Here is a 25,779-nt window from a genome sequence, read left to right on the forward strand (position 1 = left end):
TCATCCGGCTCGGCCGGTAGTAGGCCGCTCGCCTCGTCGAGCGCGGAGCGGTCAAGTATGTCGAGTGCGTCGTGGGGCGTCCGACCTGCCTGGATCCGGTGGACGACGCCGGTTACCTGGTCGACGAGGCCGAAGTCACGTCCTGGGGACTGTGCCCGCAGTGCCGTCCGGAAGCCGACTAACCGCGCGGGCACGCTCACCGGCTCGACCCCTGTTCGACCGTGACCCTCTTGACGTCGCGCTGGAGGCGGACGATGTCGAGATCCTTCGGACTGAGGACGTCCAGGTCGGCCGGCGCGGGCCGACCTGGACGTCAGGATCAGACGAGGTCGAACCGGTCGAGGTTCATCACCTTGTCCCACGCCGCGGCGAAGTCGTTCACGAACTTCTCCTTCGCGTCGTCGCTCGCGTAGACCTCAGCGACCGCGCGCAGCTCGGAGTTCGAGCCGAAGACGAGGTCGGCGCGGCCGCCGGTCCACTTGACCTCGCCCGTGGCGCGGTCGCGGCCCTCGAAGGTCTCCGCGTCCTCGGACGTCGCTGTCCACTCCGTGCCCATGTCCAGCAGGTTCGCGAAGAAGTCGTTGGTCAGCGACCCGGGCGCCGAGGTGAGGACGCCCAGCGTGGACTGCCCGGAGTTCGCTCCCAGGACGCGCAGGCCACCCACGAGGACGGTCATCTCGGGCGCGCTCAGGGTCAGCAGGTTCGCGCGGTCGACCAGGAGGTACTCGGACGGTAGCCGGTTGCCCTTCCCGCAGTAGTTGCGGAACCCGTCGGCAGCCGGCTCGAGCGGGGCGAAGGACTCCGCGTCGGTCTGCTCCTGCGACGCGTCCGTACGTCCCGGCGTGAACGGGACCTGGACGTCGCCGGCGTTCTTGGCGGCCCGCTCGACGGCGGCGCACCCGCCGAGCACGATGAGGTCGGCGAGCGAGATCTTCTTCCCGCCGGTCTGGGAGCTGTTGGAGGCCTCCTGGATGCCCTCAAGCGTGCGCAGCACCGTCGCCAGCGTGTCGGGGTCGTTGACCTCCCACTCCCGCTGGGGCTCGAGGCGGATGCGCGCCCCGTTCGCTCCGCCGCGCTTGTCGCTGCCGCGGAACGTCGAGGCCGACGCCCATGCGGTGGAGACGAGCTGGGAGACCGACAGCCCCGAGTCGAGGATCTTGCCCTTGAGCGCGGCGACGTCCTCGTCCCCGACCAGCTCGTGGTCCACCGCGGGGACGGGGTCCTGCCAGATCAGCGTCTCCTGCGGGACCAGCGGACCGAGGTAGCGCTGGATCGGGCCCATGTCGCGGTGCGTCAGCTTGAACCACGCCCGGGCGAACGCGTCGGCGAACTCGCCGGGGTTCTCCTGGAAGCGCCGCGAGATCTGCTCGTAGATCGGGTCGAACCGCAGCGCGAGGTCGGTCGTCAGCATCGTCGGGGGGCGCGTCAGCGAGCCGTCCTCGGGGTCCGGTACGGTGCCGGCCCCCGCGCCGTCCTTCGGCTGCCACTGGTTGGCCCCGGCAGGGCTCTTGGTCAGCTCCCACTCGTAGCCGAACAGGTTCTCGAAGAAGCTGTTGCTCCACCTCGTCGGCGTGGCCGTCCAGGTGACCTCGAGGCCGCTGGTGATCGCGTCCCGGCCCTTGCCGCTGCCGAAGGTGTTCTTCCAGCCCAGGCCCTGCTCCTCGAGGGGGGCGCCCTCGGGTTCGGCTCCGAGGTAGCGGTCCGGGTCGGCCGCGCCGTGGGTCTTGCCGAACGTGTGCCCGCCCGCGATCAGCGCGACGGTCTCCTCGTCGTTCATCCCCATGCGTCGGAACGTCTCGCGGATGTCCCGGGCCGAGGTGTACGGGTCGGGGACCGTGTTCGGGCCCTCCGGGTTGACGTAGATGAGGCCCATCTGGTCGGCGGCCAGAGAGTTCTCCAGGTCCCGGACGCCGCTGTGGCGCTCGTCGCCGAGCCAGGTGCGCTCGGGGCCCCAGCAGACGTCCTCGTCGGGCTCCCAGGCGTCCGCCCGGCCGCCGGCGAAGCCGAAGGTCTTGAAGCCCATCGTCTCCAGGGCACGGTTGCCCGCGAAGATCATCAGGTCGGCCCACGAGATCTTGCGGCCGTACTTCTCCTTCACCGGCCAGAGCAGCCGGCGCGCCTTGTCGAGGTTGCGATTGTCCGGCCAGCTGTTCAGCGGCGCGAAGCGCTGCATGCCGGCACCCGGGCCGCCCCGGCCGTCCTGGATCCGGTACGTGCCGGCGCAGTGCCACACCATCCGGATCACGAGCGGCCCGTAGTGGCCGAAGTCGGCCGGCCACCACTCCTGCGAGGTCGTCAGCACCTCGTCGACGTCCCTCGCCAGGGCGTCGAGGTCGACGGTGGCGAACTCAGCGGCGTAGTCGAAGTCCTCGCCCATGGGGTCGGCGACGGCGGGGTGTTTCCGGAGGATCTTCAGGTTGAGCTGGTTCGGCCACCAGTCACGGTTGCTCGCGCCCCCGGTCGGGAGACTGCGGCGCCCGGCCGAGACGGGGAGGCCGAGGCCGCCCGCGCTCCCATCGTTCGTCTCGCCGACAACGGCGTCCGGGCTGTCAGACACGGGAATCCTTCCGGGAACAGAGGTTGTGCCGGGGCACGCGGCGCACGACCGGCGCGTTCAGCCGGGAAATCGGCACCATGTCGTTCGTCCGGTCGCCCATGACCGGAAACAGCTCGCCCTCGAGCCCGCGCTCGATCTCCCGGATGCGGCGCCCCTGATCGGTGGATAGCCACACGTCGTTCCCCTCCGACTCAGCCGAGAATACTTCCGGCAGCCGCAGCAGCACACCATCCGGTTGTCGCGCATCGCGACCAGTCGGCGCGGCTGCACCCGAGGGTGCGCAGACCCCTCCGCCTGGGGCGACTGCGCCCCGACGGAGGCACCGAACGAGACCAGGTTCCCGATCAGGTGTCCGGAGAAGAAGACGGGTCGGATGCCGATCGATGTCGGCTCGCCGGCGAGGTGGGTGAAGATCTGCGTCGAGCCGACCCGGTGGACGCTTGTGGCCGCCGCACTACCCCGCTCCGCCCGGGAGGCGGGCCGGCCGGCGAACCCGGTGCGGGCGGGTGACCTGCGGAGGATCGTCGGCCCCCGAGTCCGCGCTGGCGGCCTCGACCGCCCGGGCGACCAGGTCGTGGTCGGGCGACAGATGGCAGACCGGGTCGGTACGGGCGGCGTCGCCGGTGAGCTGGAACGCCTGGCAGCGGCACCCGCCGAAGTCCAGCTCCCGCCGGTCGCAGCTCCTGCAGGGATCCGACATCCAGTCCGTTCCCCGGAACGCGGTCATCACCGGGGAGTCGGCCCAGATCCGCTCCAGCGGGTCCTCACGCACGCTGGCCCGCGGAAACGGCAAGGACTGGGCGGCCGGGCAGGGCAGGACGTCGCCGTTCGGCGTCACGGTCAGCTGTCGGGAGGCCCAGCCGCCCATGCAGGGCTTCGGGTAGCGGCTGTAGTAGTCGGAGATGACGTAGATGACGTCCATGCGGTCCCGCAACCGCTCGCGGGCGGCCCGCACGACGACCTCGGCCGCCTCGAGCTGGGTCCGGCTCGGCAGCAGCGCGTCACGGTTGCGCCAGGCCCAGCCGTAGTACTGGGTGTTGGCCAGCTCCACCCGGTCGGCGCCCACCTCCTCGGCCAGCTCGAGCACGTCGGCGACGCGATCGATGTTGTGCCGGTGCAGCACCACGTTCACAGTGAGCGGCCAGCCCAGCTCCTTGACCACGCCCATGGCCTCGATCTTGCGCTGGAAGGACGGGGTCCCGGCGATCCGGTCGGACACGGCCGGCTCGTCGGCCTGGATGCTGACCTGCACGTGGTCCAGGCCGGCGGCCCGCAGCTGCTCGGCCCTCGGACGCGAGAGCCCGAGGGCGCTGGTCACGAGGTTGGAGTAGAGGCCCAGGTCGTGGGCGTGCGCCACGATCTCCACCAGGTCACGCCGCAGCAGCGGTTCCCCGCCGGACAGGTGGCACTGCAGAACCCCCAGGTCGCGGGCCTCTACCAGCACCCGCCGCCACTCGTCCGTGGTCAGCTCGTCCTGGTAGTCGGCCATGTTCACGGGGTTGGAGCAGTACGCGCAGGCCAGCGGGCAGCGGTAGGTGAGCTCGGCCAGCAACCCGAAGGGGCTATCCATCGGCGAGCTCCACGCAGCGCCGGGCGACGAGCCGGGTCAGGAACCGCTGCACCTCGTCGTCGGGGACGGTCTGGTACCGCGCGCCCAGCTCCGCCACGATCTCGGCCACGGTGTGCCGCCCGTCGCACAGCTCGAGGATGTCCGCGCCGCTGCCGTTCAGAACCACCACCGTCTCGGGGTGCAGCAGGATGTGACGCTGCCGGACCCGGCAGAACGTCAGCCGGACATGGGGCGCCAACCGGGGCCGGCCCGAGCCGGACACCCCGACGCCGGGCCGGGTCATGGTTCCGGTCGTGGTCGGGTCCATGGCGCTCACTCCGGGTAGGTCTGGTCGATGGCGTCCATCAGGCTCCACAGGACGTCGCACTTGAACGACAGCGCGTCGACGGCGCGCGCCTGGGACTCGGCGGACAGGCAGTGCCCGGTGACCACCTCGATGGCGTGCTCGCAGTCGCGGGGGGCCTGCTCGAGGCGGGCGCGGAAGTAGGCGAGGCCCTCGGGGTCGATCCACGGGTACCACCGCTCGAACGCGGCCAGCCGCTCCGCCATCAGGTCGGGGGCGAACAGCTCGGTGAGCGAGGACGCCACCGCCTCCACCCACGGGCGGGTCCGGGTGAAGTTCACGTAGGCGTCGACCGCGAACCGCACCCCGGGGACCAGGTGCCGGTGGTCGCGGACCTCCTCGCGGGTCAGCCCGGCGGCCTCCCCGAGGCGCAGCCACGCCTCGATGCCGCCCTCGCCGGCGGCGGTGCCGTCGTGGTCGACGATCCGGCGGATCCAGCGGCGGCGGACCTCGACGTCCGGGCAGTTGGAGAGGATCGCCGCGTCCTTTCGGGGGATGTTCTCCTGGTAGTAGAAGCGGTTGGCCACCCAGCCCTGGATCTGCCGGCGGCTCAGCCGGCCCGCGTTCATCCGGACGTGGAACGGATGCTGGTCGTGGTAGCGCCGCGAGTGGGCCCGCAACCTCTCGACGAAGGCGTCGGCGCCGGATCTCGTGGTCCCGGTCGTCGCCGCGGTGGTCGCAGTGGTCCCGGTTGTCCCGGTTGTTGTCGTCACGGCCCTACACCTGGACCTCGAGGCCGTCCATGGCCACCTCCATGCCGCTGTCCTCCACGATGCGCCGCTCGGGCGCGTCCTCCAGCAGGATCGGGTTGGTGTTGTTCATGTGCACGAAGATCGTCCGCCCCACGCCGAGCGACGGGAGCTGCGCCAGGCTGCCGTCCGGGCCATCGATGGGCAGGTGGCCCATCTCCCGGGACGTCTTGCCGGCCAGGCCGAGCCGTACCAGCTCGTCGTCGCGCCAGCAGGTCCCGTCGATCAGCAGGCATTCGCAGCCCTCGATCTCCGCGCGCAGCGCCGGCGTCAGCGACTGCACCCCCGGCAGGTACACCAGCGTCCCCCCGCTGCGCTCGTCGGTCAGCCGGTAGCCCACGACGCGGCCGTGGTCCACCTCGGCTCCGAACCGAGCCCGCTTGGACGTGGGCACGTCGAACGCTCGGCAGGACAGCCCGTCCGCCAGGGCAACGTCGGCGCCGGGGACCACCGCCCGCCACTCGACCGGGCAGTAGCGCTCGAGCGTGCGCAGCATCCCCGAGCCGTCACACAGCGTCTTGTGCACCGCCGGCGTGGCGTACAGCCGCAGGGCGCGTGCCTCGCGCAACAGAAGCAGGCCCAGCGTGTGGTCCAGCTCGGCGTCGGTGAGCAGCACCGCCTCCAGCGGCGTCGTCCGGTCGTCGTGCGGGTGCAGGCCGGGGAAGGCCTCGATCTGGGTGCGGACGTCGGGTGAGGCGTTGATGAGGAACCACCGGCGGCGGTCGGCGCTGACCGCGACCGACGACTGGGTGCGCGGGAGGCCGGCCCGGGAGCGGACAGCGGCGCACACCGGGCAGCCGCAGTTCCACTGCGGGGAGCCGCCCCCCGCCGCCGAGCCCAGCACCCGCAGCAACACCCTGCACTCCGTCCGTCGCCGGCTCGGCCATCTGTGGTCGTCCTGAGCCGTCGGAGGGCGCCGGACCGGTGTCCGGCGCCTTCCCCACTTCCCGCTAGTCCTCCAACTGAGCGATGTACATGGTCACCTCGGGGGCGACGCCGATCTCCTCGAACTCCGGCGTCTCCCACACGGCGAGCTGAGACTCCATGGATTCACCTCCTCTCCGCCGAATTGCGCGGATCCCGGTCACGGCGCTACGACGATTCCGGGAGGGCGAAGACGATCAGAGCGCTTCCGTGGCCGGCGCCGAGCATGCCGGGCAGGAACCCCTCGGCCCATGCGCCCCACCCGACCGGCACGGCGATGTACTGCCGTCCGTCGATGCTGTAGGTCGTCGGGCTGCTGTGGTGGCCGCTTCCGCACTGGAACTGCCACAGCAGCTCCCCGGTGCGGGCGTCGAGCGCGTTGAACTCCCCGGAGGGCTCACCGGCGAACACCAGATCGCCGCCCGTGGCCAGCACCGACGCGCACATCGGGAGCTCGTTGCGCCAGCGCCACTTCTCCTCGCCGGTGCCGTCGAACGCGCTGATCGACCCCGCCATGTCCTCGATGTCCACCTGAACGCCCGCACCCCAGTACGGGATGCTCTCCTTGAACTCCCTGCGTCGCCGGGTGGCCGTGGCCCCGACATCCTGGACCGGGACGTAGAAGAGCCCGGTCTTCGGGCTGTAGGCCGCGTGGGTCCATTCCTTGGCGCCGGCCGGACCCGGGTAGAAGTGGACCGGTTCCCCCTCCTTGTCCGGGTACACCTTGGCCGTCACCTGGCCCTCCCTCGTGATCGCCCCCCAGGTGATCCGGTCCACGAAGGGGGTGATCTGGACCAACGCGCCGTTCGTGCGATCGAGGACGAAGAAGTAACCGTTCTTGTCGAAGTGCCCGAGCAGCTTGCGCCCGTCCAACTCGAACAGGATGCACTCCGCGATGCTGTCGTAGTCCCACACGTCGTGCGGGGTGCACTGGTAGTGCCAGCGAATCTGGCCGGCGTCGGCGTCGACGGCGATGATGCTGTCGGTGTAGAGGTTGTCGCCCTCGCGGACGCCTCCGTCGAAGTCGGGCGCCGGGTTGCCGGTGCCCACGTACAGCAGGTTCGTCTCCGGGTCGAAGGTGCCGGTGAGCCAGCAGTTCGCGCCACCCCGCGCCCAGGCTTCACCGTCGGCGGGCCAGGTCTCGGAGCCGGGCTCCCCGGGCTTCGGCACCGTGTAGCACCGCCACACGCGCTCGCCGGTGTCGAGGTCGAATGCGTCGAGGTGGCCGCGCACCCCGAACTCCCCGCCGGAGCTCCCGACGACGACCATGTTCTTCACGATGAGCGGAGCGACCGTGGCGCTCTCCCCGGCCCGCACATCTCCGTAGGTCTGGTCCCAGACGCGTTTGCCGGTGGTGGCGTCGAGCGCGAGCACGTGGGCGTTCGGGGTGACGACGAAGACCCTCCCCTTGGCCACGGCGACTCCACGGTTCACGTTCCCGCAGCACAGTGACACGTCGTAGGGGGTCGCGTGCTTGTATCGCCAGATCTCCGTACCGGTGCGGGCGTCGAGGGCCCAGACCCAGCCGTCCCAGCCGGAGAGGAACATGATCCCGTTGACGACGATCGGGGCGGCCTCGAACGAGTAGGTCGACGCGCCCGCGATCATGCCGCTCGCGCCGGCCTGGAAGATCCATGCGGGGCCGATGCGCTTGACGTTCTCCGTATTGATCTGGTCCAGCGGGCTGTACCGCTGCCCGTCGTAGGCGCCGTAGTACGTGAGCCAGTTCTCCGGCTCCGAGCGGGCGGCGAGAATGCGCTCGTAGGTGACGTCGGAGACCACCGGCGGCGCGGTCTCCCCCCCAGGGGCCTTGCCGCTCAGCAATCCCTGGTCGATGGCTTCGCCTGCGTCCACGTATTCAACGGTCATTGCCTGCTCCTTTCTACGGCCGTGGCTGGGGTGGGCGGTCGAGGCGAGCCTCCGGTGGAACTTCCCCCAGCACGACGATGGCCCCGGTCAGTCCCCGGCCTTCGTCGTTGCCTGTGGGTGAGCTGTACCAGTAGTAGCCCGGGCCGTCGAGGTTGAGGGTCGCCCTTCCTCGTGAATGGTTCACCAACCAGATGAATTTCCTGTCGCCATTGCTCGGCAAGAGCGCGCAGTGCGTGTTCAGGTCATCGTTGAAGATCTCAAGATCGAGGTCGCCCCCATGGGGCATGACGAGGACCCCGGGGTCCCACCTCAGCTCGTCGACCGGGATCCGGATCTGGGCGTGCATGCGACCGTCAGGGCCTTCCTCGGCGTACCCGAGGTTTCCGGTCCCCAGCATTCGCCCCAGTGCCGCCCCGTTCTGCCTGTCCAGCCCGATCTCTTTCAGCACGGTCGATAGATCACCTGCGGTGGTCGTCATCGACTTCACCTCCTCATCAGAAATCGTCGTCCGTGTTCACGGTCCGCATCCACCGAGACGGCGAGATCGCGGACGCCCAGTGGATCTGTCGCTGCTCGGGAGAGAGGGTGCAGCCAACGGCCATACGCGACTCCCCTATCGCTTGTCGCGGCGCGCTGAATCAAGCAGCCTCGAACCATGTGGGCTCGGATCCCGCAAACGCCGTGCCGCGGCGCCACTGTGGTCCGCACCACTATGCTGCGCGGCGATGTCGGTGAACAGATCGACTGCATGAAACGCGTCATCATTGGCACGGACGGTCGTCCTCGTGTCACGAGGGAGGCCGGTGACCATTCGTGCCCTCAGGCGCGAGGTGAAGTTCGTTCTTGTCCCCTGCGCGGAGAACCGCCGGATCGGACCGTGTCGGGCGCTCCGTGCCGTCGCGGCGTGCGGTCGCGCCGGCCACGGACGGTGCGCAAGGTCCCGCTCGGGAGTGGTGTCGCGAAACCCACGGTGGTACACCCACTAGTGCGGTGGCCACGACGTTGCCGGGTTGATCGCGGGATCCAGGTGGTTCCTCGCAAGGCGCCGCCCGCAGCTCATACCGGGGCATTCGCCAGGGTGGCAACGCCGCGAGGGGCCGCCCGGGCCCGCGAGCGACCCGGTGGACGTGCCGCCGCACCAGGTGTCACTGCGATGCAAAGGAGCAAAGCGTGCACGGGGATCATGAGGTCGGCGACCGAGGCGGCGCCCACGCTCGCGCAGGCCCCCGGTGGCATCGGCGCCGGACGTTGGCCGCCTGGGAGCGCTTCGTCTCCGGGGAGGACGACGTGCGGGGCGTACCGCCGTCGATCCTGCTGTCCTGGCACCGATGCCGCGACGTGCACAAGGTCGATCCGCGGCTGGCACGGCCACCCGCCGCCCGCAAGCGGCGCAGCCATCAGGTGACGTACTCCGGAGTGTTCGCCCAGCTCGGTGGGATCGCCTCCTCGATCGTGGAGCACAGCGAGGGATGCGTGGCCACGGTGACCGATGGCGACGGTCAGATCGTTGCGTGCTGGGGCAAGAGCGGACTGCGCCACCGCGCCGCGGACAGCGGACTCGCACCGTTCTTCGACTGGTCGGAGGCGGCCACGGGCACCAACGGCATGGGCACCGCCATCATGGCGGAACAACCCGTGCTGGTCCGCGGCCCGGAGCACTGGTGCCAGTCGATGCACGACTGGACCTGTGCCGGCGAAGCGGTCTACGACGCGGTGACGAAGGACGCCGTGGCCGCGCTGAACATCTGCACGTCGTGGACGGACGACATCACGGCCTACGCGAGCGGGATGACCGCCGAGATGCAACCCGTCAGGGCCGGAATGCGCGAGCAGGCCCTGCAGGACGGCATCGCCGTCTCCCGGGAGTTCATGAAGGCCGAACCGATGTGCCCCGACAAGCTGCTCGCGATCGACGTGGCCGGCAACATCATCGCCGGCAACGAGCAGGCCAGAACCCTGCTCGAGGACCTGCCCCAGGGCTTCATGCTGGATCCGGCGAGCCGCTGGAGAACGAGGGATCCGAGGATGCGCAGCATCGTCGCGCAGTCCGAGGAGAACCTGCAGAGGAATCCCGACTGGACCGGCTCCGCCGACATCGGTACTCCCCTGCTCGGTCGCGCGGAGATGTTCTCGATCACTCCCGTCCACTCGGGAGCCTGTGTCGTCGGCTGGGTGCTCTCCAACGGCTCGGCCGGGAGCGACGGTGAGGAACTCGTCGGCACGGACGTGGAGCCGTCGTCCTCGCCGGCGCTCCACGGCCTCGGCCGGATCGCGGCCGTCCACGGCGGCCAGGTTCTGCTCCTGGATCCGTCGGAGATCCGTTACGCCGAAGCGAACGGGCACGCGGTATGGCTGATCACGGACGCCGGCCGCGTCCGAGCGGCTACCCGGGGCATCGACAACGTCGATGCGGAACTGACGCCGTGCGGGTTCCTGCGTACCCATCGCAGCTATCTCGTGAATCTCGACCGTGTTCGCCGCGTGGGACACGTGGGCAGGGGCGTCCTCACGCTCAGCACGGACCCGAACAAGGACGAGCAGATCCCGGTATCACGCCGCAGCGCCGCGAGGATCAGGAGCCTGCTCGGGCTCTGAGCTGCGCCGGGAACGAGCCGGGCTATCCGAACAACACCGGCAGCAGAACGGCAGCCATGATCAGCGCGGCCCCGCTGAGGAGATCCGAGCGGATGTTGACGAGACGGGCGGCGAATCGCCCCAGCTGCAACCCGACCAACGACATCACCGCCGTGATGGCCCCGAAGACGGTGGCCGAGAACCAGGGCGAGAAGCCCAACAACCCCAGGCTTGCGCCGGCGAGCAGATTGTCGAGGCTCAGCGACAACGGAATACCGAACAGCGCCCAAGGGTGGTCGATCTCCTCGGGTGCCGGTTTCCGCAACGCCCCGATGAGGAGGTACAAACCGTACCCACCCAACACGATCGACCCCGCATACTCGGCAACCGGCCCGATCAGAGATCCAGCGTAGCTACCGAGCATCAGGCCCAACAAGGGCATCACCCCGTCCCACAAACCGAACGTCAGGGCGACCTGGACGGCGCGGCGAAAGCTGAACGGAACCGTCCCGAGCACGACCGCCACCCGGAAATTGTCCAGGCTGAGGACAAAACCGAGGACGAGGACCTCCCAGATCATGCGACCGCAGATTTCTGGAGTCGAACTTCGGTGACGTGAACTTCGGTGACGTGAATGAATCCTTCGCAGCACCGGTCTTCCATCGTTCCCCCGATCCTTGCAGCCCGCATCAGTCCGACCTGACGAAAACTCGCGTACCGGGCACGACAGCAGCCCACCTGTTTCTCTCGATCGATGCGAGCCGACCCCTGTCGTCCGGCCCGCCGGATCGGGTTGCCCTGCCCGATCGATTTGATCACAGATGCTAGCCAGCTCTACATTGCCATGTAAAGCGCGCACGACAGGATCGGCTTTCTGACGTCACTCGTGACATGGGTGCCGCCGTCCGTGCCATGGATGCGGCTTTTCCTGCACTCGGCCTTTCACCGGCGCCGGGTGCGTCGCCTGACCGGCGGCACGCATTCGGGCGCAAGGATGACGGCCCTGTCCGACGCCTTACCCGGACTCTGGCAGGCTGAACCCGTGACCAACCCGAAACCGACCGTCGACCCCTACGACGGCCCCGCCCCCACCGATCTCGTCATCGAGGAGCTCGCCACCGGCGACGGCGCCGAAGCGCAGCCCGGGCAGACCGTCGAGGTGCACTACGTCGGCGTCGCCCACTCCACCGGCGAGGAGTTCGACGCCTCCTACAACCGCGGCTCCACGTTCCGCTTCCCGCTCGGCGCCGGCCGCGTCATCGCGGGCTGGGACCAGGGCGTGGCCGGCATGAAGGTCGGCGGGCGTCGCAAGCTCGTGATCCCGCCGCACCTCGGCTACGGCGACCGCGGCGCCGGCGGCGCCATCAAGGGCGGCGAGACGCTGATCTTCGTCGTCGACCTGCTGGGCGTCTCCTGAAGCTCCTGATCATCTCCGACACCCACCTCCCGGTGCGGGCGAAGGACCTGCCCGCACCGGTGTGGGCCGCGGCGGACGCCGCCGACGTCGTCGTGCACGCGGGCGACTGGGTGTCTGTCGACCTCCTCGACGTTCTCGAGGCCCGCACGGAATCGACCGGCGGGCGGCTCGTGGGTGTGTGGGGCAACAACGACGGCCCCGAGCTGCGCGCGCGGCTGCCCGAGGTGGCGCGCGTGGAGCTGGACGGCGTCCGGTTCGCCGTCGTGCACGAGACCGGTGCCGCCCAGGGCCGGGAGAGCCGCTGCGCCAAGGCCTACCCGGACGTCGACGTGCTGGTGTTCGGCCACAGCCACATCCCGTGGGACACCACGGCCCCGGGAGGCCTGCGCCTGCTCAACCCCGGCTCCCCCACCGACCGCCGCCGCCAGCCGACGCACACCTGGATGACGGCGGAGACGGCGGCCGGAGTGCTCACGACCGTGACCCTGCGGCACCTCTGACGCCCCCCGCGGCACCGGCCGGCTGCCTGTGCTCTCGCGCCGTGGCCGACGACGACGGCCGGGTCCCGGTGCCGCCGTCGCCGCTGGTCGGCGGCGCGGACGAGTTCGCGCGTGCCGTGCGGCCGAACGACGGTGGCGCCCACCGCGACCGGCTCGGTGGCCGCCTGCGCGTACGCATTCGCACGCGGGGCGGTGATCAGTCCGAGGGCGGCGAGCACGCTCGCTCACCGGGAGGAGTGACCGTCATGGGTGGAACAGCCATGCCCCGTCTACTTCTCGGCGCCGGACGGATGAGGAATGATCGATGAACACTCGACCGGATTCGGACGAAGCGATGAAGAAGGTGACGGAGACCAGGGCGGACGTCGAGCTGAGCAACCTCGACCAGCCGCTCTTCGACGGTGCCGGAGCGACGAAGCGTGACCTCGTCGACTACCTCGACGCCGTCCGCGACCGCATCCTCCCCGTCCTGCGCGGCCGCCCGCTCTCGGTGATGCGGGTGCGGCCCGGCCAGGAGCCGTTCATGCAGAAGAACGTGCCGAAGTACGCGCCGGACTGGATCGCCACCACGACGGTCTGGGCGCAGGCCTCGCACCGCGAGGTGTCCTACGCGCTGTGCAACGACCGGCGCACGTTGCTGTGGTTCGCCAACCAGCGGGCGGTCGAGTACCACCCGACGCTGGCCGAGGCGGGCGGCGACCACCCGTCACACCTGGTGATGGATCTCGACCCGCCCGAGGGCGGCACGTTCGACCAGGTCGTCCGCGCGGCGCGGCTCGTCGAGCGCGCGCTGGCCGACAGCGGCCTCGACGGCGCGGTGAAGACGAGCGGCGCCAAGGGCGTGCACGTGTTCGTCCCCCTGGACGGGGCGGGCTTCGAGGACGCCGCGGCCGCCACCCGCGCGCTGGCCGCGCGCGCCGAGCGGCTCGACCCGGACGTCGCCACCACCGCCTTCATCCGCGAGGACCGCGACGGCAAGGTGTTCCTCGACTCCACCCGGGCCGGTGGCGCCACCGTCGTCGCGGCGTACAGCCCGCGCATCCGCCCCGGCGTCCCCGTGTCGTTCCCCGTCGCCTGGGACGCGCTCGACGACGTCACGCCCACGGACTTCACGCTGCGCACCGCCCTCGACCGGCTCGGCGACGGCGACCCGTGGGCCGAACGCATGCCCGCCCCGCAGCCGCTGCCCGCCGACCTCGTCGAGGAGGGGCACGCGATCCCGATCGCGCGGGTCCAGGCCATGCACGAGGGCAAGCGGCGGGCCCGCGCGCGCCGCACCGATGGCCCGACGACATGAACGACCCGACGACATAGGCTCGGAGGATGGTCACCGAGATCGCCGACTTCACCGTCCGTGCCGAGTCCCAGGAGCAGTTCGCCGACGCCGTGCGGGAGGGGCTCAAGTACGTGTCCGACACCCCGGGCTTCCGCAGCGCGCGGCTCACCCGCAGCGTCGAGACGCCCACGCGCTTCGTCCTGATGATCGAGTGGGACAGCGTGGAGGCGCACACGGTCGGCTTCCGGGAGTCGGAGAACTTCCCGCGGTGGCGCGCGCTGGTCGGCCCGCACTTCGACGGGCCGCCGAACGTCGAGCACTTCGACGAGGTCGTGAGCTACCGCACGGCCTGAGAAGCCCCTGAGGCGCAGGCGGCGGTTCCGCGCCAACGTCGCATAACGTCACCCCGTGCACGGAACCCTGCGCGGCCTGCTGGCCCTCGCGCTCGCCCTGGCCTCGACCGTGCTGCTGGCGCTCCCGGCGGACGCCGCCACCGGTGTCCGCGTCACCGACCAGCGCATCGACGTGCCGGGCGGACCCGGAGTTCCCGGCACCATCTCGCTCGACACCTCTCTGTACCTGCCCGCAGTCACCCCCGCGCCCGCGGTGCTGGTGGCGCACGGCTTCGGCGGCAGCAAGGCCTCGGTCGACGCCGACGCGCGCGACCTCGCCGCCCGCGGCTTCGTCGTGCTGACATGGTCGGCGCGGGGCTTCGGCACCAGCGGCGGCCAGATCGCGCTCGACTCCCCCGACTACGAGGTGGCCGACGCGAGCCGGCTCGTCGACTGGCTGGCCAAGCGCCCCGAGGTGCAGCAGGACGGGCCGGGCGACCCCCGCGTCGGCGTCACCGGCGGGTCCTACGGCGGCGCGCTGTCGCTGCTGCTCGCGGGCTACGACAAGCGGATCGACGCGATCGCGCCGGTGATCACCTGGAACGACCTGAACCAGGCGCTCTTCCCGGAGACGGCCGCGACGAGCGTGCCCGCGATGACCACGCCGGCCGCGGGCGCGTTCGCCCCGGACGGTGTGTTCAAGCGCGGCTGGGCCGGCATCTTCTTCTCCTCGGGCGCCTCGCCCACCCCCGGCGCCCGCACGCCGGGCGCGGCTCCCGCGGGACCCGCCCCGGGCACGAGCGCCACCTGCGGCCGGTTCACCGCCCAGGTCTGCGCCGCCTACACCGAGGCGGCCACCACCGGCCGCCTCTCCCCCGCCACGCAGGCGCTGCTCGAGCGTTCGTCCCCCGCCACCGTGACGAACCGGATCACCGCGCCGACGCTGCTGGTACAGGGTGAGACCGACACGCTCTTCGGCCTCGACCAGGCCGACGCCAACGCCCGGCAGATCGCCGCGAACGGCACCCCCGTGAAGGTCATGTGGTACGCCGGTGGGCACGACGGCGGCGCCCCGGACCAGGGCGTCCGCGACGCGATCGGCGCGTGGTTCGACCACTACCTCGCGGGCAAGGGCGCCGCCCCCGGCACCGGCTTCTCCTACGCCGTGCAGAGCGGCATCCGTGCCGGCAACAGCGTCACCACCAGCCGGACGGTCGAGACACCCGGCTACCCGGGCCTGCCCGGCACCGCGGCGCTGACCACCCAGCAACTCACTCTCGACGGCCCCGCACAGACGGTGGTCACGCCCGCGGGCGGCAACCCGTCGGCCATCACGTCGCTCCCGGGCGTCGGCGCCGCGCTCGGATCGCTGGGCAGCAGGCTCTCGGCCGTGACGGGGTCGCTGCCGGGCCAGTCCGCACAGTTCGTCACCCCGCCCTTCCCCGCACCGACGACGCTGACGGGTGCGCCCCGCGTCACGGTCACGGTGGCGCGGGTGCCCGGCCAGCCCGCGCCGGCCGACGCGATCCTCTTCGCGTCCACCTCGGAGGTGACCTCCGACAGCACGCGCACGCTGCTGGGCGGCTCCGTCGCCCCGTTCCGGGTGGCGGTGCCCGCCGACGGCACGCCCGTCAGGCTCACGGTCACGCTGCCAGGCGTGGTGGCGCCGATCGAGGCCGGCCACACCCTCGCGGTCTCCGTCGCCACCACCGACCAGGCCTACGCAGGTGGTACGGATCCGGCGGTGTGGCGCGTCGCCGTCACCGGCGGGCTGACCATCCCCACGGTGGCAGGCCAGGCCGTCACCACCGGCACGGTGCCGCTGGTGCCCGCGATCGGCATCGCCGCGGTGCTGCTGGTCGCCCTCGCGCTCTGGGTCGCCGCGCGCCTGCGCCGCCGGCGGGTCACGACGAGCACCACGTCCGACCCGGACGCCCCGCCCCTGCAGATCCGCGACCTCACCAAGACCTACAAAGGCGGGTTCCGCGCGGTGAAAGGCGTGTCGTTCACGGTCGAGAAGGGCATGGTGCTCGGCCTGCTCGGCCCCAACGGCGCGGGCAAGACCACGGTCCTGCGCATGCTGATGGGGCTGATCCGGCCCACCGCGGGCAGCATCACCGCGTTCGGCCTGCCGGTCGGGGCGGGCGCCCCCGTGCTGGCGCGGATCGGCGCGTTCGTCGAGGGCCCTGGCTTCCTGCCCCACCTCTCCGGCGCCGACAACCTGCGCCTGTACTGGGCCGCCACCGGCCGTCCCACGAGCGATGCGCACCTCGACGAGGCGCTGGAGATCGCCGGGCTCGGGGCGTCGATCGAGCGGCGGGTGGGCACGTACAGCCAGGGCATGCGCCAGCGGCTCGCGATCGCGCAGGCCATGCTCGGCCTGCCGGAGCTGCTCGTGCTCGACGAACCCACCAACGGGCTCGACCCGCCCCAGATCCACGCCATGCGCGAGGTGCTGCACCGCTATGCGGCGGGCGGGCGCACGGTGCTCGTGTCGAGCCACCTGCTCTCGGAGGTGGAGCAGACCTGCACGCACGTGGTGGTCATGCACCGCGGGCTCGTGGTGGCCGACGGCACCGTCGACGACATCATCGCCGGCGCCGGGGCGGCCACCTTCACCGTCGACGCACCGGACCGCGCAGCCACCGTCCTCGGGGAGCTGAGCGGCGTCCACGCCGTCCAGATCGACGGGCGCGCGGTGCACGCCGAGCTGAACGGCACCCCGCGCGCGTCGGCGGTGCGGGCGCTCGTCACGGCCGGGGTGGACGTCGCCTCGGCCGGTCCGCGGCGGCGCCTCGAGGACGCGTTCCTGCAGCTGGTCGGAGAGGCTCCGTTGGTAGAAGAGGACGGGAAGCCGTGAGCGAACCCTCCACGGTCACGGGGACCGTCGGTGCCCTCACCGGCGGCGGCCCGGCCCCCACCGGGTACCGGCCCGGCCGGACCCTGCCGCTGCGCGTCGAGCTGGCCCGCCAGTTCCGACGCCGCCGCACGCAGGTGACGTTCGGGCTGGTGGTGGTGCTGCCGATCATCCTCTGGGTGGCGTTCTCGCTGGCCGCGAGCAGCCCGCCCGGCAGCGCGACGTCGCTCGTGGACCTCGCCAAGGGCAGCGGCGGCAACTTCGCCGTGTTCGCGCTGTTCGCGTCCGCGTCGTTCCTGCTGGTCGTGGTGGTGGCGCTGTTCTTCGGCGACACCGTGGCGTCCGAGGCGTCGTGGTCCAGCCTGCGGTACCTGCTGGCCGCCCCTATCCCGCGCCCCCGCCTGCTGCGGCAGAAGGCGATCGTCGCCGCGTTCCTGGCGGTGGCCGCGATCCTGCTGCTGCCGCTGGTGTCGCTGCTGGTCGGCAGCCTGGCCTACGGCACGGGCGACCTCGTCAGCGTCACGGGCGAGTCGCTCGGTTTCTGGACGGGCGCCGGGCGCGTGCTGCTCGGGGCGCTCTACATCGCCGTCAACCTCAGCTGGGTGGCGGCGCTGGCCGTCCTGCTCTCGGTGAGCACCGACGCCCCGCTGGGCGCCGTCGGCGGGGCGGTGATGGCGAGCATCGTCAGCCAGATCCTGGACCAGATCACGGCGCTCGAAGGCCTGCGCGACTACCTCCCGACCCACTACGGCACGGCGTGGTTCAACCTGCTCGCCGGCCAGATCGACTGGGGCGACATCACGCGCGGCGTCTTCGGCTCGCTGACGTGGGCGCTGGTGCTGGGTGCAGCGGCGGTGTGGCGCTTCGAGCGCAAGGACATCACCAGCTAGCGGGGGTCCCCGTAGGAGGCCTCCCACGAGGGCGTTCGGGGCCGGCGGAGACGCGCGACGGTTCCGGGCCACGGCCCATCGCATCGCCGCGATCGCGTGACCGCTTCCGCCGACCGGCGATATCAGGCCGTGAGTCGCGCCTGTCAGGCCAGGACGGCCCATCCGTGCGGCGGCACGTGCGCCCGCATCCCGTCCAGGTGGGCCGCCCCCGCCAGCACGTCACCGACGCCGGGCAGGTCCTGGGTCAGCGGGGAGTCGTCGAGGTTGAGCGCGAGCAGCAGACGCTGCCCGTCCGCCTCGCTCTCCAGCACCGCCTGGGTGTTCGTCAGGTGCAGCGGGGTGGTGCGGGCGCGGTGCAGCCAGGGGTGGCGGCGGCGCAGGCCCACGAGCTCCTGGTGCAGGTGGAGGGTCGGCCGTCCCAGCGGGGAGAGGGCCTCGGGTCCCGCGGCCGGGAACTCGGGGCGGATCGCGTCGTCGCCTCCCACCCGCTCCTGCTTGATCCCGCGGAACGCCTGCTCGTCGCCGTAGTAGATCGACGGCGTGCCGCCCACCGTGAACAGGACGGCCAGCGCGTGCGGGAGGTGGCGCTCGTCGACGATCCTGCTGGCGATGCGCGTGACGTCGTGGTTGCCCACGAACGTCAGCGGCACGAACGTGCCCAGCAGGTCGTCATGCCGCTTCAGGGCGTGGGCCAGCTCGAAGAGGTTGCCGTCGTCGATCGCACTCCAGACGGCCTTCCACAGCTCGTACTGCGTGACGGCGTCCATGCCCGACACCGCCACGATGCGCGCGTAGTCGCCGTGGATCACCTCGCCCACCACGTACGCGTCGGGGAACCGCTCCCGTACGCGGGGCAGCACCCGCGCCCAGAACGCCGGGTCGACGGCGTAGGCCGCGTCGAGGCGCCAGCCGTCGGCACCCGCGGCCAGCCAGTGGCACATCACCTCGACCACGTGGTCGGCGACGGCGGGCTCGTCGTGGTTCAGCGCGAGCAGGCCCGGGTGACCCTCGAAGGTGACGTGCTCGCCGTTCCCGTCGAGGCGGTACCAGCCCCGGTCGGGCACGGCGAACCGCCGTCCGACGTGGTTGAACACACCGTCGAGCAGCACCCGCAGGCCGCGGTCGTGCGCGGCGGCGACCAGGGCGGCGAAGTCGGCCTCGTCGCCGAGGCGGGGGTCGATGCGGAGGTGGTCGGTGGTGTCGTAGCCGTGCGTCTCCGAGGCGAACACCGGGCCCAGCGCGATCCCGGACGTGCCGATCTCGAGCGCGTAGTCGAGCCAGTCGACGATCCGTCCGAGCCGGTGGGTGACCTCGACGCCGGCGCTCTCCGTCTCCGCCCCCACGAAGCCGAGGGGGTGGACCTGCCACCAGATCGCGTGCTCCACCCAGCCCGGCTCCATGCGCCTACGCTCTCACGGGCACCGGCACCGCGACGGGGGCGGGCCGTGGCGTCCCCAGCAGGACGCCGCCGACGATCACCACCGCCGCCAGCAGCTCCACGACGCCCGGCGCCTCGCCCAGCACCAGCGCCGAGAGCGCGATGCCCGCCACGGGCACGAGCAGGGAGTACGGCGCCACCACGCCGGCCGGGTGGCGGCGCATCAGCAGCGTCCAGATGCCCGACCCGGCCACCGTCGCGAGGACGACCAGGTAGAGCAGCGCCAGCAGCCCGGGCAGGCCGGCGGGCGTGACAGCGGCGCGCAGCGCGTCGAGGTCGGCGGCCGGGCCCTCGGTCGCCAGCGACAGCGCGAACAGCGGCAGCGGCGGCACCACCGACATCCAGAGCGTCAGGTGCATCGGGTTCGCCCCCGGCGCGTCCCGCAGCGCGAGCCTGCTCGCGAGGTTGCCGAACGCCCAGCCCAGGCCGCCGATCAGCGTGAGCAGCACCGGGAGCAACGCGGCGCTCTGTGCGCGGGACACGGCGATCGCGACGAGCCCCACCACCGCGAGGCCGATGCCGACCCGCTGGCGCGGTGAGAGCCGCTCACGCAGCAGCGCCGCCCCGAGCAGCACCGTGAACGGGGCCGACGACTGCAGCACCAGCGACGCCAGCCCCGTCGGCATGCCGACGTCCATCGCGACGAACAGGAACACGAACTGCACCGTGCCGAAACCGAGCCCGTAGCCGATCAGCCAGCGCAGCGGCACCTGCGGCCGCGGGACGAGGAACACGGTGGGGATCGCGATCACGGCGAACCGCAGACCGGCGAGGAACAGCGGCGGGAAGTGCTCGAGGCCGACGTGGATGGCGAGGAAGTTGGCGCCCCAGAGCAGGGCGACGAGGGCGGCGAGCAGGCGGTCACGGACGGGCACGGGTCCCACGCTGGGCTACGCCGAGTCATAAGACCAGCGATAGAATCTGAAGCATCACTGTAGAATTCCTTCATGGATGTCCAGCGGCTGCGGGTGCTGCGCGAGCTCGCCGACCGTGGCAGCGTCGCGGCCGTGGCCGAGGCCCTGTCGTTCACGCCCTCGGCGATATCCCAGCAGCTCAAGGTGCTGGCCGAGGAGGTGGGCATGCCGCTGACCGAACCGGCCGGGCGCGGGCTGCGGCTCACCGCCGCCGGGCGCGCGCTCGCCGGGGAGGCCGAGGGGGTGCTCGCCGCGCTGGCCCGGGCCGACGCCGCCGTCGAGCGCCTGCGCACCACCCCGCGCGGCCGGGTGCGGATGGCGATCTTCCCGTCGGGGGCCCGGATGCTGCTGGCGGGCGTGCTGGCCCGCCTCGACGACGTCCCCGGGCTGGACCTGCAGGCCCGCGACGTCGACATGACACCGTCCGACGTGCCCGTCCTCGCCGCGGAGTTCGACGTGGTGGTCACCCATCGCGACGAGCATTCGCCCGCGCCGTCCACCGAGCGGTGGCAGGTGGTGCCGCTGCTGCGCGAGCCGCTGGACGTGGCCCTGCCGCCGGGGCACCCGCTCGCGCGGCGCCGGACGCTGCGGCTCGACGAGCTCGCCGGCGAGGCGTGGATCAGCGTCGATGTGGGCTGGCCGGTGGACGACGTGCTGCGCTCGCTGTCGGTCGGCAATGGCGCCGCGCCGCGCGTCGTGCAGCGCATCAACGACTTCTCCGTCACCGAGGAGCTGGTGGCGGCCGGTCGCGGCATCGCGCTGCTGCCCCGCTACTCCACCGACGACCGTGGCGGCCGGCGCCTGGCGCGCCGACCGTTGGCCGGGGTGCGGGCGGCGCGGCTGGTGGAGGTGGTGCTGCGCACGAGCACGGCCGAGCGCCCCGCCGTCCGCACCCTGCTCGACGTCCTGCGGGCCGAGGCCGACGCGCTCGTCGCTGCTCGGGGGTGACGGCCCGGGGGTAGCGGCTCAGGCCGGCCGCAGCCGCTTCGGCAGCTTCGCCACCACCGCGTCGTAGGAGCCGTCCACCAGCTCCTCGAGCTCGTCGTCGGGCACGGTGCCGTCGAGGAGGACTCGGTTCCAGCCGAACCGGCCGATGTAGGCCGACGGGGTCACCGCCTCCGGATAGCGCAGCCGCAGCTCACCGGCCTCGTCGGCGTCGCGGCCGCACTTGAGGCCGACCCCCTCACCCCCCAAGAACGCGAAGATCTTGCCCCCGACCTTCGCGACGAGGTCGTTCTCCCACGGCGTGTCCGGCTGCGCCCCGGGCTTCGCGAGGCAGTAGGCGGCCAGCTCGTCGTGGTTCACGCGCGGTCCCGGTGCCGCCACACCAGCCACATCGCGACGTAGAGCAGGACCGTGAACCACACGTAGGTGCTGCCGACCACCTGCTGCCACGGCGCCCACTCCAGCTCACGGCCATCGGCGCGGGGCAGCCCCTGCTGGTGCGGCGCGATGACGAACACCGCCGCCGAGACGACCGTGACCGCCGCCCAGGCACGGGAGCGGGCCCGCCACGCCGACGCGGCCGCGACCAGCAGCGCCGGCGCCACCCAGACCCAGTAGTGCGACCACGACGTCGGCGACACCAGCAGCGCCACGCCGGCCGTCGCGATCACGGCCAGCGGCGCGGGCGCCTTCCGGATCACCGGCGCGGCCAGCACGAGCAGCCCGGCCGAGAGAAGCAGCCAGCACACGGTGAGCGCGGTGCCGTCGACGCCGGCGCGCACGAGCACCGCCTGGAACGCCTGGTTGGTGAAGAACGGCGATCCGCTCACGCCCGCGGCCGGGTTGTGCAGCCAGAACGTCAGCGACGACCCGGGCGCCACCACGAAACCGATCAGCGTGGCCACCACACCCGAGACCGCGGCGGTGGCGGCGGAGCGGCGGTCGCGACGCAGCAGGAAGTAGAGGACGAACGCCGCCGGCGTCAGCTTGATCGCCGCGGCGATGCCGATGAGCATCCCGCGCGGCCACTTCGGCCGGGCGACGAGGATGTCGACCGCCACCAGCGCCATGAGCAGCAGGTTGATCTGCCCGAACTCGATGGTCTGCAGCACCGGCTCCAGCCCCAGCGCCGGCCGGACGAACCCCGTGGTCACGGCGTTGAAGTCGATGTCCTTGCCGGGCTCGACCGCGAGCGCCAGCGGCAGTGCGATCGACGCCACCGACAGGGCCCCGCTCCGCCCGCCCGACGGCCACAGCCGCCGCGCGAACACGAACAGCGTGACGCCGAGCGCGAGCGTGGACAGCGCCAGCAGGGCCACCCACGACACCACCCAGGGCACCACCGCCAGCGGCACCATCACCAGCGCCGCGAACGGCGGGTAGATGAAGGGCAGCGTGATGTGGTCGGCCGTCTCGGGCAGCGTGCCGTACATGTCGCCGCCGCCCAGCCACGCCTGGACACCGAACCGGTAGACCTCGAGGTCGATGTTGCGGCCGCCGGTGTGGAACACGAGCCCGACCAGCACGAGCACCAGCAGCGGGACGGTGACGGGGAGGATCCGGCGCGGGTTGCGGAGCTGCTCCAGCACCCACTGTGCACGTGCCCCCGTGGCCGACGGCCCGGTCACAGTCACAACCCTCTCCCGGCTACGTCGGTCACCCTGCGCGATCTCCACGGTAGCCCCCGGCCGGCGGCCCTCAGCCGAGGGGCCGGTGTGCGGTCTCCGGGAGCCGCGCATAGACCACCAGCCCGACGACAGCGAGGAGGGTGACATACCAGGGGAACCAGCCGGCCCTCCCCATCGACGCCAGCCAGGTGGCGAGGTACGGCGCCGTGCCGCCGAAGACCGCGACGGTCAGCGAGTACGGGAACCCGATCCCGGCCGCCCGCACCCGTCCCGGGAAGAGCTCGGCGTTCAGCGCGGCGGCGATCGACGTGTAGCCGGTCAGCAGGACTATGCCCGCGCACTGCACGAGCAGCAGCGACACGAACGAGCTGCCGATCAGGCCCAGCAGCGGGACGGTGCCGATCGTGAACCCCGCCGCGAACACGATCAATGCCGGCTTGCGTCCGTACCGGTCCGAGAGCATCCCGCCGAGCGGCTGGATCACCGCGAAGAACGCCAGCGCGATCGTGCTCACCAGCAGCGCCTCGGCGGCCGGGAACTCACCGCTGACCTGCGCAAACGTCGGGAAATAGGTGGTCCAGGTGTAGTAGACGACCGTGCCCGCCACCGTCACGCCGCCGATGAGGAGCGACTGGCGCGGGTAGCGGCGCAGCGCCTCGAACAGCGGCGGTCGCCTGCCCGCCGCCAGGTCGTCACGGGCGGGGTGGGTCTCCTCGGCGCCCCGGCGGATCCAGAACCCGACCAGCGCGATCACCGCGCCCACGACGAACAGCACCCGCCAGCCCCAGGTGCCCATGGCGTCCTTCGTGAGCAGCACCGCCAGCAGCGCGGTCAGCCCGGAGGCGACGAGCTGCCCGATCGTCGTCGACACGTACTGGAAGCTCGAGAAGAAGCCGCGCCGTCCCGGCGGCGCCGACTCCACGAGGAACGTGGTGGACGCCGCGAACTCACCGCCGATCGACAGGCCCTGCACGAGACGCGCGACCACCAGCAGCACGGGCGCCCAGACCCCGGCGGCGGCGTAGGTGGGCAGCACCGCCATGAGCAGGCTGCCGCCGCCCATCAGCACGATCGTCAGCGTGAGCGCGTTGCGCCGCCCCACGCGATCGGCCACCGAGCCCAGCAGCAGCCCGCCGAGGGGCCGCATGAAGAACCCGACCGCGAACACCGCGAACGCGCTGAGCAGCGGCACCAGCGGGTCGGCCGCGTCGGTGGGGAAGATCCGGGCCGAGAAGTAGACGGCCAGGAACGAGTAGGCGTACCAGTCGTACCACTCGACGGCGTTGCCGATCGACGCCGCGGCCACCTGCCGGACGGGCCGGCCGGGAGGGGCGGGCTCCGCCGCGACACCGACCACCGGACCGTCCCCGCCGGAGACCGCCATACCGGGCGGACCCGGCTCCTCCGCGTCCTGCGACCCACCCACGCGCTCGTCCATCCACAGCCCCCGACCGCCGTCCAGGTGGCGAGGGTGCCCCGGCCACCAGGCCCCGGCAACCGGGAACGGCAGCGGCCACCGATCATGATCACCAGGAGTGGGCAGGAGGAGCGACATCCGGCCGCCCCCGCCCACTCCTGACGATCTTGCCCGCCGTGGCGGCGGTCGAGACCGGAGGTATGGCCCTTGTGGGCCTGCCGGCAGCGGGTGGCGGGCCCCGAGGGCGGCGCGGCCGTCAGCTGATGCCGGCCGCGTCCATCCCCCGGAGTTCCTTCTTGAGGTCCTGGATCTCGTCGCGCAGGCGCCCGGCCAGCTCGAACTGGAGGTCGCGGGCCGCGGCCAGCATCTGGTCGGTGAGGGACTGGACCAGGTCGGCCAGCTCGGCGCGGGGCATGTTGGTGGTGTCGCGACCGGTGACCACTCCCGAGCTGCCGCCGGAGCGGCCCGGCTCCCCCGTCGCCCGCTTGCCGCGGGACTGGTTGCGCCCGGAGCCGCCGATCGGGACCGCGGCGCTCTCGGAGTCCTCGGCCTCCCTGTAGACCTGGTCGAGGATGTCGGCGATCTTCTTGCGCAGGGGCTGGGGGTCGAGCCCGCGCTCCTCGTTGTACTCGATCTGCTTGGCACGGCGGCGGTCGGTCTCGTCGATGGCGTACTGCATCGAGTCGGTGACCTTGTCGGCGTACATGTGGACCTCGCCGGACACGTTGCGCGCCGCCCGGCCGATGGTCTGGATCAGCGAGGTGCCCGAACGGAGGAAACCCTCCTTGTCGGCGTCGAGAATGGCCACCAGCGACACCTCGGGCAGGTCGAGGCCCTCGCGGAGCAGGTTGATGCCGACCAGCACGTCGTACTCTCCCAGCCGCAGCTGGCGCAGCAGCTCGATGCGGCGCAGCGTGTCGACCTCCGAGTGCAGATAGCGCACGCGGATGCCCAGCTCGAGCAGGTAGTCGGTGAGGTCCTCGGCCATCTTCTTGGTGAGCGTGGTGACCAGCACCCGTTCGTCGCGCTCGGCCCGCTCGCGGATCTCGTGGACCAGGTCGTCGATCTGGCCTTTGGTGGGCTTGACCACGACCTTCGGGTCGACGAGGCCGGTGGGCCGGATGACCTGCTCCACGAACTCGCCGCCGGTGCGCGAGAGCTCGTAGGGCCCGGGCGTGGCCGAGAGGTAGACCGTCTGCCCGATGCGATCGGCGAACTCCTCCCAGGTGAGCGGCCGGTTGTCGGTGGCCGAGGGCAGCCGGAACCCGAACTCGACGAGGTTGCGCTTGCGCGACATGTCGCCCTCGAACATCCCACCGATCTGCGGCACGGTCTGGTGGGACTCGTCGATGACCATCAGGAAGTCGTCGGGGAAGTAGTCGATCAGGGTGGCGGGCGCGGTGCCGGGGCCGCGGCCGTCGATGTGGCGCGAGTAGTTCTCGATGCCGGAGCAGAACCCGACCTGGCGGATCATCTCGATGTCGTACTGGGTGCGCATGCGCAGCCGCTGGGCCTCGAGCAGCTTGCCCTGGCCCTCCAGCTCGGCGAGACGCTCCTCCAGCTCGGCCTCGATGTCGCG

Annotated in this window: 25 protein-coding genes; 8 read left to right on the forward strand and 17 right to left on the reverse strand. The window is 71.7% G+C overall.

Going from position 1 to position 25,779, the window contains the following annotated elements:
* The 10 genes from JWR81_RS32630 to JWR81_RS32675 form a co-directional block, all read right to left on the reverse strand.
* A partial coding sequence (locus JWR81_RS32630) for a hypothetical protein (protein WP_297661624.1) occupies positions 1 to 200 on the reverse strand: 200 nt, incomplete at its 3' end.
* Between the two features lie 119 nt (positions 201 to 319).
* A complete protein-coding gene (gene katG, locus JWR81_RS32635; RefSeq protein ID WP_297661626.1) occupies positions 320 to 2,557 on the reverse strand; it encodes a catalase/peroxidase HPI in 2,238 nt (745 codons plus the stop codon).
* A complete protein-coding gene (locus JWR81_RS32640; RefSeq protein ID WP_297661629.1) occupies positions 2,550 to 2,783 on the reverse strand; it encodes a hypothetical protein in 234 nt (77 codons plus the stop codon). The genes katG and JWR81_RS32640 overlap by 8 nt, the downstream gene beginning before the upstream one ends.
* 228 nt (positions 2,784 to 3,011) lie before the next feature.
* Positions 3,012 to 4,127 carry a pyrroloquinoline quinone biosynthesis protein PqqE gene (pqqE, locus tag JWR81_RS32645; RefSeq protein ID WP_297661630.1) on the reverse strand — a complete coding sequence of 372 codons (1,116 nt, stop codon included), beginning with the start codon at positions 4,125 to 4,127 and terminating at the stop codon, positions 3,012 to 3,014.
* On the reverse strand, positions 4,120 to 4,434 hold the full coding sequence (gene pqqD, locus JWR81_RS32650; RefSeq protein ID WP_297661632.1) for a pyrroloquinoline quinone biosynthesis peptide chaperone PqqD: 315 nt from the start codon (positions 4,432 to 4,434) through the stop codon (positions 4,120 to 4,122). The genes pqqE and pqqD overlap by 8 nt, the downstream gene beginning before the upstream one ends.
* A 5-nt stretch (positions 4,435 to 4,439) precedes the next feature.
* The gene (pqqC, locus tag JWR81_RS32655; protein WP_297661635.1) at positions 4,440 to 5,183 is read right to left on the reverse strand and encodes a pyrroloquinoline-quinone synthase PqqC; all 744 of its coding nucleotides are present in this window, start codon (positions 5,181 to 5,183) and stop codon (positions 4,440 to 4,442) included.
* A 4-nt stretch (positions 5,184 to 5,187) separates the two neighbouring features.
* The gene (pqqB, locus tag JWR81_RS32660) at positions 5,188 to 6,075 is read right to left on the reverse strand and encodes a pyrroloquinoline quinone biosynthesis protein PqqB (RefSeq protein WP_297661637.1); all 888 of its coding nucleotides are present in this window, start codon (positions 6,073 to 6,075) and stop codon (positions 5,188 to 5,190) included.
* A 94-nt stretch (positions 6,076 to 6,169) separates the two neighbouring features.
* Positions 6,170 to 6,265 carry a pyrroloquinoline quinone precursor peptide PqqA gene (gene pqqA, locus JWR81_RS32665; RefSeq protein ID WP_028936126.1) on the reverse strand — a complete coding sequence of 32 codons (96 nt, stop codon included), beginning with the start codon at positions 6,263 to 6,265 and terminating at the stop codon, positions 6,170 to 6,172.
* A gap of 46 nt (positions 6,266 to 6,311) precedes the next feature.
* On the reverse strand, positions 6,312 to 8,012 hold the full coding sequence (locus tag JWR81_RS32670; protein WP_297661641.1) for a PQQ-dependent dehydrogenase, methanol/ethanol family: 1,701 nt from the start codon (positions 8,010 to 8,012) through the stop codon (positions 6,312 to 6,314).
* Positions 8,013 to 8,025: 13 nt separating this feature from the next.
* Positions 8,026 to 8,490 (reverse strand): MSMEG_3727 family PQQ-associated protein, encoded by a 465-nt coding sequence (locus tag JWR81_RS32675; RefSeq protein ID WP_297661643.1) that lies wholly within the window; start codon positions 8,488 to 8,490, stop codon positions 8,026 to 8,028.
* 692 nt (positions 8,491 to 9,182) lie between these two features.
* Between JWR81_RS32675 and JWR81_RS32680 the strand changes: the two genes are divergently transcribed.
* Positions 9,183 to 10,607 (forward strand): LytTR family transcriptional regulator DNA-binding domain-containing protein, encoded by a 1,425-nt coding sequence (locus JWR81_RS32680; protein ID WP_297661645.1) that lies wholly within the window; start codon positions 9,183 to 9,185, stop codon positions 10,605 to 10,607.
* A 22-nt stretch (positions 10,608 to 10,629) separates the two neighbouring features.
* On the opposite strand, the gene JWR81_RS32685 is transcribed toward JWR81_RS32680, so the two are convergent.
* The gene (locus JWR81_RS32685; RefSeq protein WP_297661647.1) at positions 10,630 to 11,166 is read right to left on the reverse strand and encodes a manganese efflux pump; all 537 of its coding nucleotides are present in this window, start codon (positions 11,164 to 11,166) and stop codon (positions 10,630 to 10,632) included.
* A gap of 462 nt (positions 11,167 to 11,628) precedes the next feature.
* Between JWR81_RS32685 and JWR81_RS32690 the strand changes: the two genes are divergently transcribed.
* The 6 genes from JWR81_RS32690 (at position 11,629) to JWR81_RS32715 (ending at position 17,858) form a co-directional block, all read left to right on the forward strand.
* Entirely contained in the window at positions 11,629 to 12,003 is a 375-nt protein-coding gene (locus JWR81_RS32690) for an FKBP-type peptidyl-prolyl cis-trans isomerase (protein ID WP_297661648.1), read from the forward strand.
* On the forward strand, positions 12,000 to 12,503 hold the full coding sequence (locus JWR81_RS32695) for a metallophosphoesterase family protein (protein WP_297661672.1): 504 nt from the start codon (positions 12,000 to 12,002) through the stop codon (positions 12,501 to 12,503). The genes JWR81_RS32690 and JWR81_RS32695 overlap by 4 nt, the downstream gene beginning before the upstream one ends.
* Positions 12,504 to 12,837: 334 nt before the next feature.
* Positions 12,838 to 13,800, forward strand: a complete 963-nt coding sequence (locus JWR81_RS32700) for an ATP-dependent DNA ligase (protein ID WP_297661650.1) — start codon at positions 12,838 to 12,840, stop codon at positions 13,798 to 13,800.
* Positions 13,801 to 13,826: 26 nt separating this feature from the next.
* Positions 13,827 to 14,132: an antibiotic biosynthesis monooxygenase gene (locus JWR81_RS32705; RefSeq protein WP_297661652.1), complete on the forward strand. Its 306-nt coding sequence runs from the start codon at positions 13,827 to 13,829 to the stop codon at positions 14,130 to 14,132.
* A gap of 76 nt (positions 14,133 to 14,208) precedes the next feature.
* Positions 14,209 to 16,971 carry an alpha/beta fold hydrolase gene (locus JWR81_RS32710; RefSeq protein ID WP_367278895.1) on the forward strand — a complete coding sequence of 921 codons (2,763 nt, stop codon included), beginning with the start codon at positions 14,209 to 14,211 and terminating at the stop codon, positions 16,969 to 16,971.
* Positions 16,968 to 17,858, forward strand: a complete 891-nt coding sequence (locus JWR81_RS32715; protein ID WP_297661656.1) for an ABC transporter permease — start codon at positions 16,968 to 16,970, stop codon at positions 17,856 to 17,858. The genes JWR81_RS32710 and JWR81_RS32715 overlap by 4 nt, the downstream gene beginning before the upstream one ends.
* 143 nt (positions 17,859 to 18,001) lie before the next feature.
* Here JWR81_RS32715 and JWR81_RS32720 read toward each other — a convergent pair whose 3' ends face one another.
* Together JWR81_RS32720 and JWR81_RS32725 are read right to left on the reverse strand one after the other, a co-directional pair.
* Positions 18,002 to 19,258: an alpha-amylase family glycosyl hydrolase gene (locus JWR81_RS32720; protein ID WP_297661658.1), complete on the reverse strand. Its 1,257-nt coding sequence runs from the start codon at positions 19,256 to 19,258 to the stop codon at positions 18,002 to 18,004.
* Positions 19,259 to 19,262: 4 nt separating this feature from the next.
* Positions 19,263 to 20,171, reverse strand: coding sequence for an EamA family transporter (locus JWR81_RS32725; protein WP_297661660.1), 909 nt, complete (start codon positions 20,169 to 20,171; stop codon positions 19,263 to 19,265).
* Between the two features lie 72 nt (positions 20,172 to 20,243).
* Here JWR81_RS32725 and JWR81_RS32730 point away from each other — a divergent pair, with 72 nt between their 5' ends.
* Complete coding sequence (locus JWR81_RS32730) at positions 20,244 to 21,158, forward strand: LysR family transcriptional regulator (protein WP_297661662.1); 915 nt, start codon at positions 20,244 to 20,246, stop codon at positions 21,156 to 21,158.
* Positions 21,159 to 21,176: 18 nt separating this feature from the next.
* Here JWR81_RS32730 and JWR81_RS32735 read toward each other — a convergent pair whose 3' ends face one another.
* The 4 genes from JWR81_RS32735 to JWR81_RS32750 form a co-directional block, all read right to left on the reverse strand.
* A complete protein-coding gene (locus JWR81_RS32735) occupies positions 21,177 to 21,515 on the reverse strand; it encodes an MmcQ/YjbR family DNA-binding protein (protein WP_297661664.1) in 339 nt (112 codons plus the stop codon).
* Positions 21,512 to 22,783: a glycosyltransferase family 87 protein gene (locus tag JWR81_RS32740; protein WP_297661666.1), complete on the reverse strand. Its 1,272-nt coding sequence runs from the start codon at positions 22,781 to 22,783 to the stop codon at positions 21,512 to 21,514. The genes JWR81_RS32735 and JWR81_RS32740 overlap by 4 nt, the downstream gene beginning before the upstream one ends.
* A 70-nt stretch (positions 22,784 to 22,853) precedes the next feature.
* Entirely contained in the window at positions 22,854 to 24,221 is a 1,368-nt protein-coding gene (locus JWR81_RS32745) for an MFS transporter (RefSeq protein ID WP_297661668.1), read from the reverse strand.
* A 235-nt stretch (positions 24,222 to 24,456) separates the two neighbouring features.
* Positions 24,457 to 25,779: helicase-related protein (locus tag JWR81_RS32750; RefSeq protein ID WP_297661670.1), on the reverse strand; the 1,323-nt coding region annotated here is incomplete at its 5' end.

Source organism: Pseudonocardia sp., from assembly GCF_025965585.1.
Lineage (GTDB): Bacteria > Actinomycetota > Actinomycetes > Mycobacteriales > Pseudonocardiaceae > Pseudonocardia.

Bases quoted from the DNA above. Each gene is read 5' to 3' on its own strand.
- pqqE (WP_297661630.1), bottom strand. From the start codon at position 4,127: ATGGATAGCCCCTTCGGGTTGCTGGCCGAGCTCACCTACCGCTGCCCG.
- pqqD (WP_297661632.1), bottom strand. From the start codon at position 4,434: ATGGACCCGACCACGACCGGAACCATGACCCGGCCCGGCGTCGGGGTG.
- pqqA (WP_028936126.1), bottom strand. From the start codon at position 6,265: ATGGAGTCTCAGCTCGCCGTGTGGGAGACGCCGGAGTTCGAGGAGATC.
- JWR81_RS32670 (WP_297661641.1), bottom strand. From the start codon at position 8,012: ATGACCGTTGAATACGTGGACGCAGGCGAAGCCATCGACCAGGGATTG.
- JWR81_RS32675 (WP_297661643.1), bottom strand. From the start codon at position 8,490: ATGACGACCACCGCAGGTGATCTATCGACCGTGCTGAAAGAGATCGGG.
- JWR81_RS32685 (WP_297661647.1), bottom strand. From the start codon at position 11,166: ATGATCTGGGAGGTCCTCGTCCTCGGTTTTGTCCTCAGCCTGGACAAT.
- JWR81_RS32700 (WP_297661650.1), top strand. From the start codon at position 12,838: ATGAAGAAGGTGACGGAGACCAGGGCGGACGTCGAGCTGAGCAACCTC.
- JWR81_RS32705 (WP_297661652.1), top strand. From the start codon at position 13,827: ATGGTCACCGAGATCGCCGACTTCACCGTCCGTGCCGAGTCCCAGGAG.
- JWR81_RS32720 (WP_297661658.1), bottom strand. From the start codon at position 19,258: ATGGAGCCGGGCTGGGTGGAGCACGCGATCTGGTGGCAGGTCCACCCC.
- JWR81_RS32730 (WP_297661662.1), top strand. From the start codon at position 20,244: ATGGATGTCCAGCGGCTGCGGGTGCTGCGCGAGCTCGCCGACCGTGGC.
- JWR81_RS32745 (WP_297661668.1), bottom strand. From the start codon at position 24,221: ATGGACGAGCGCGTGGGTGGGTCGCAGGACGCGGAGGAGCCGGGTCCG.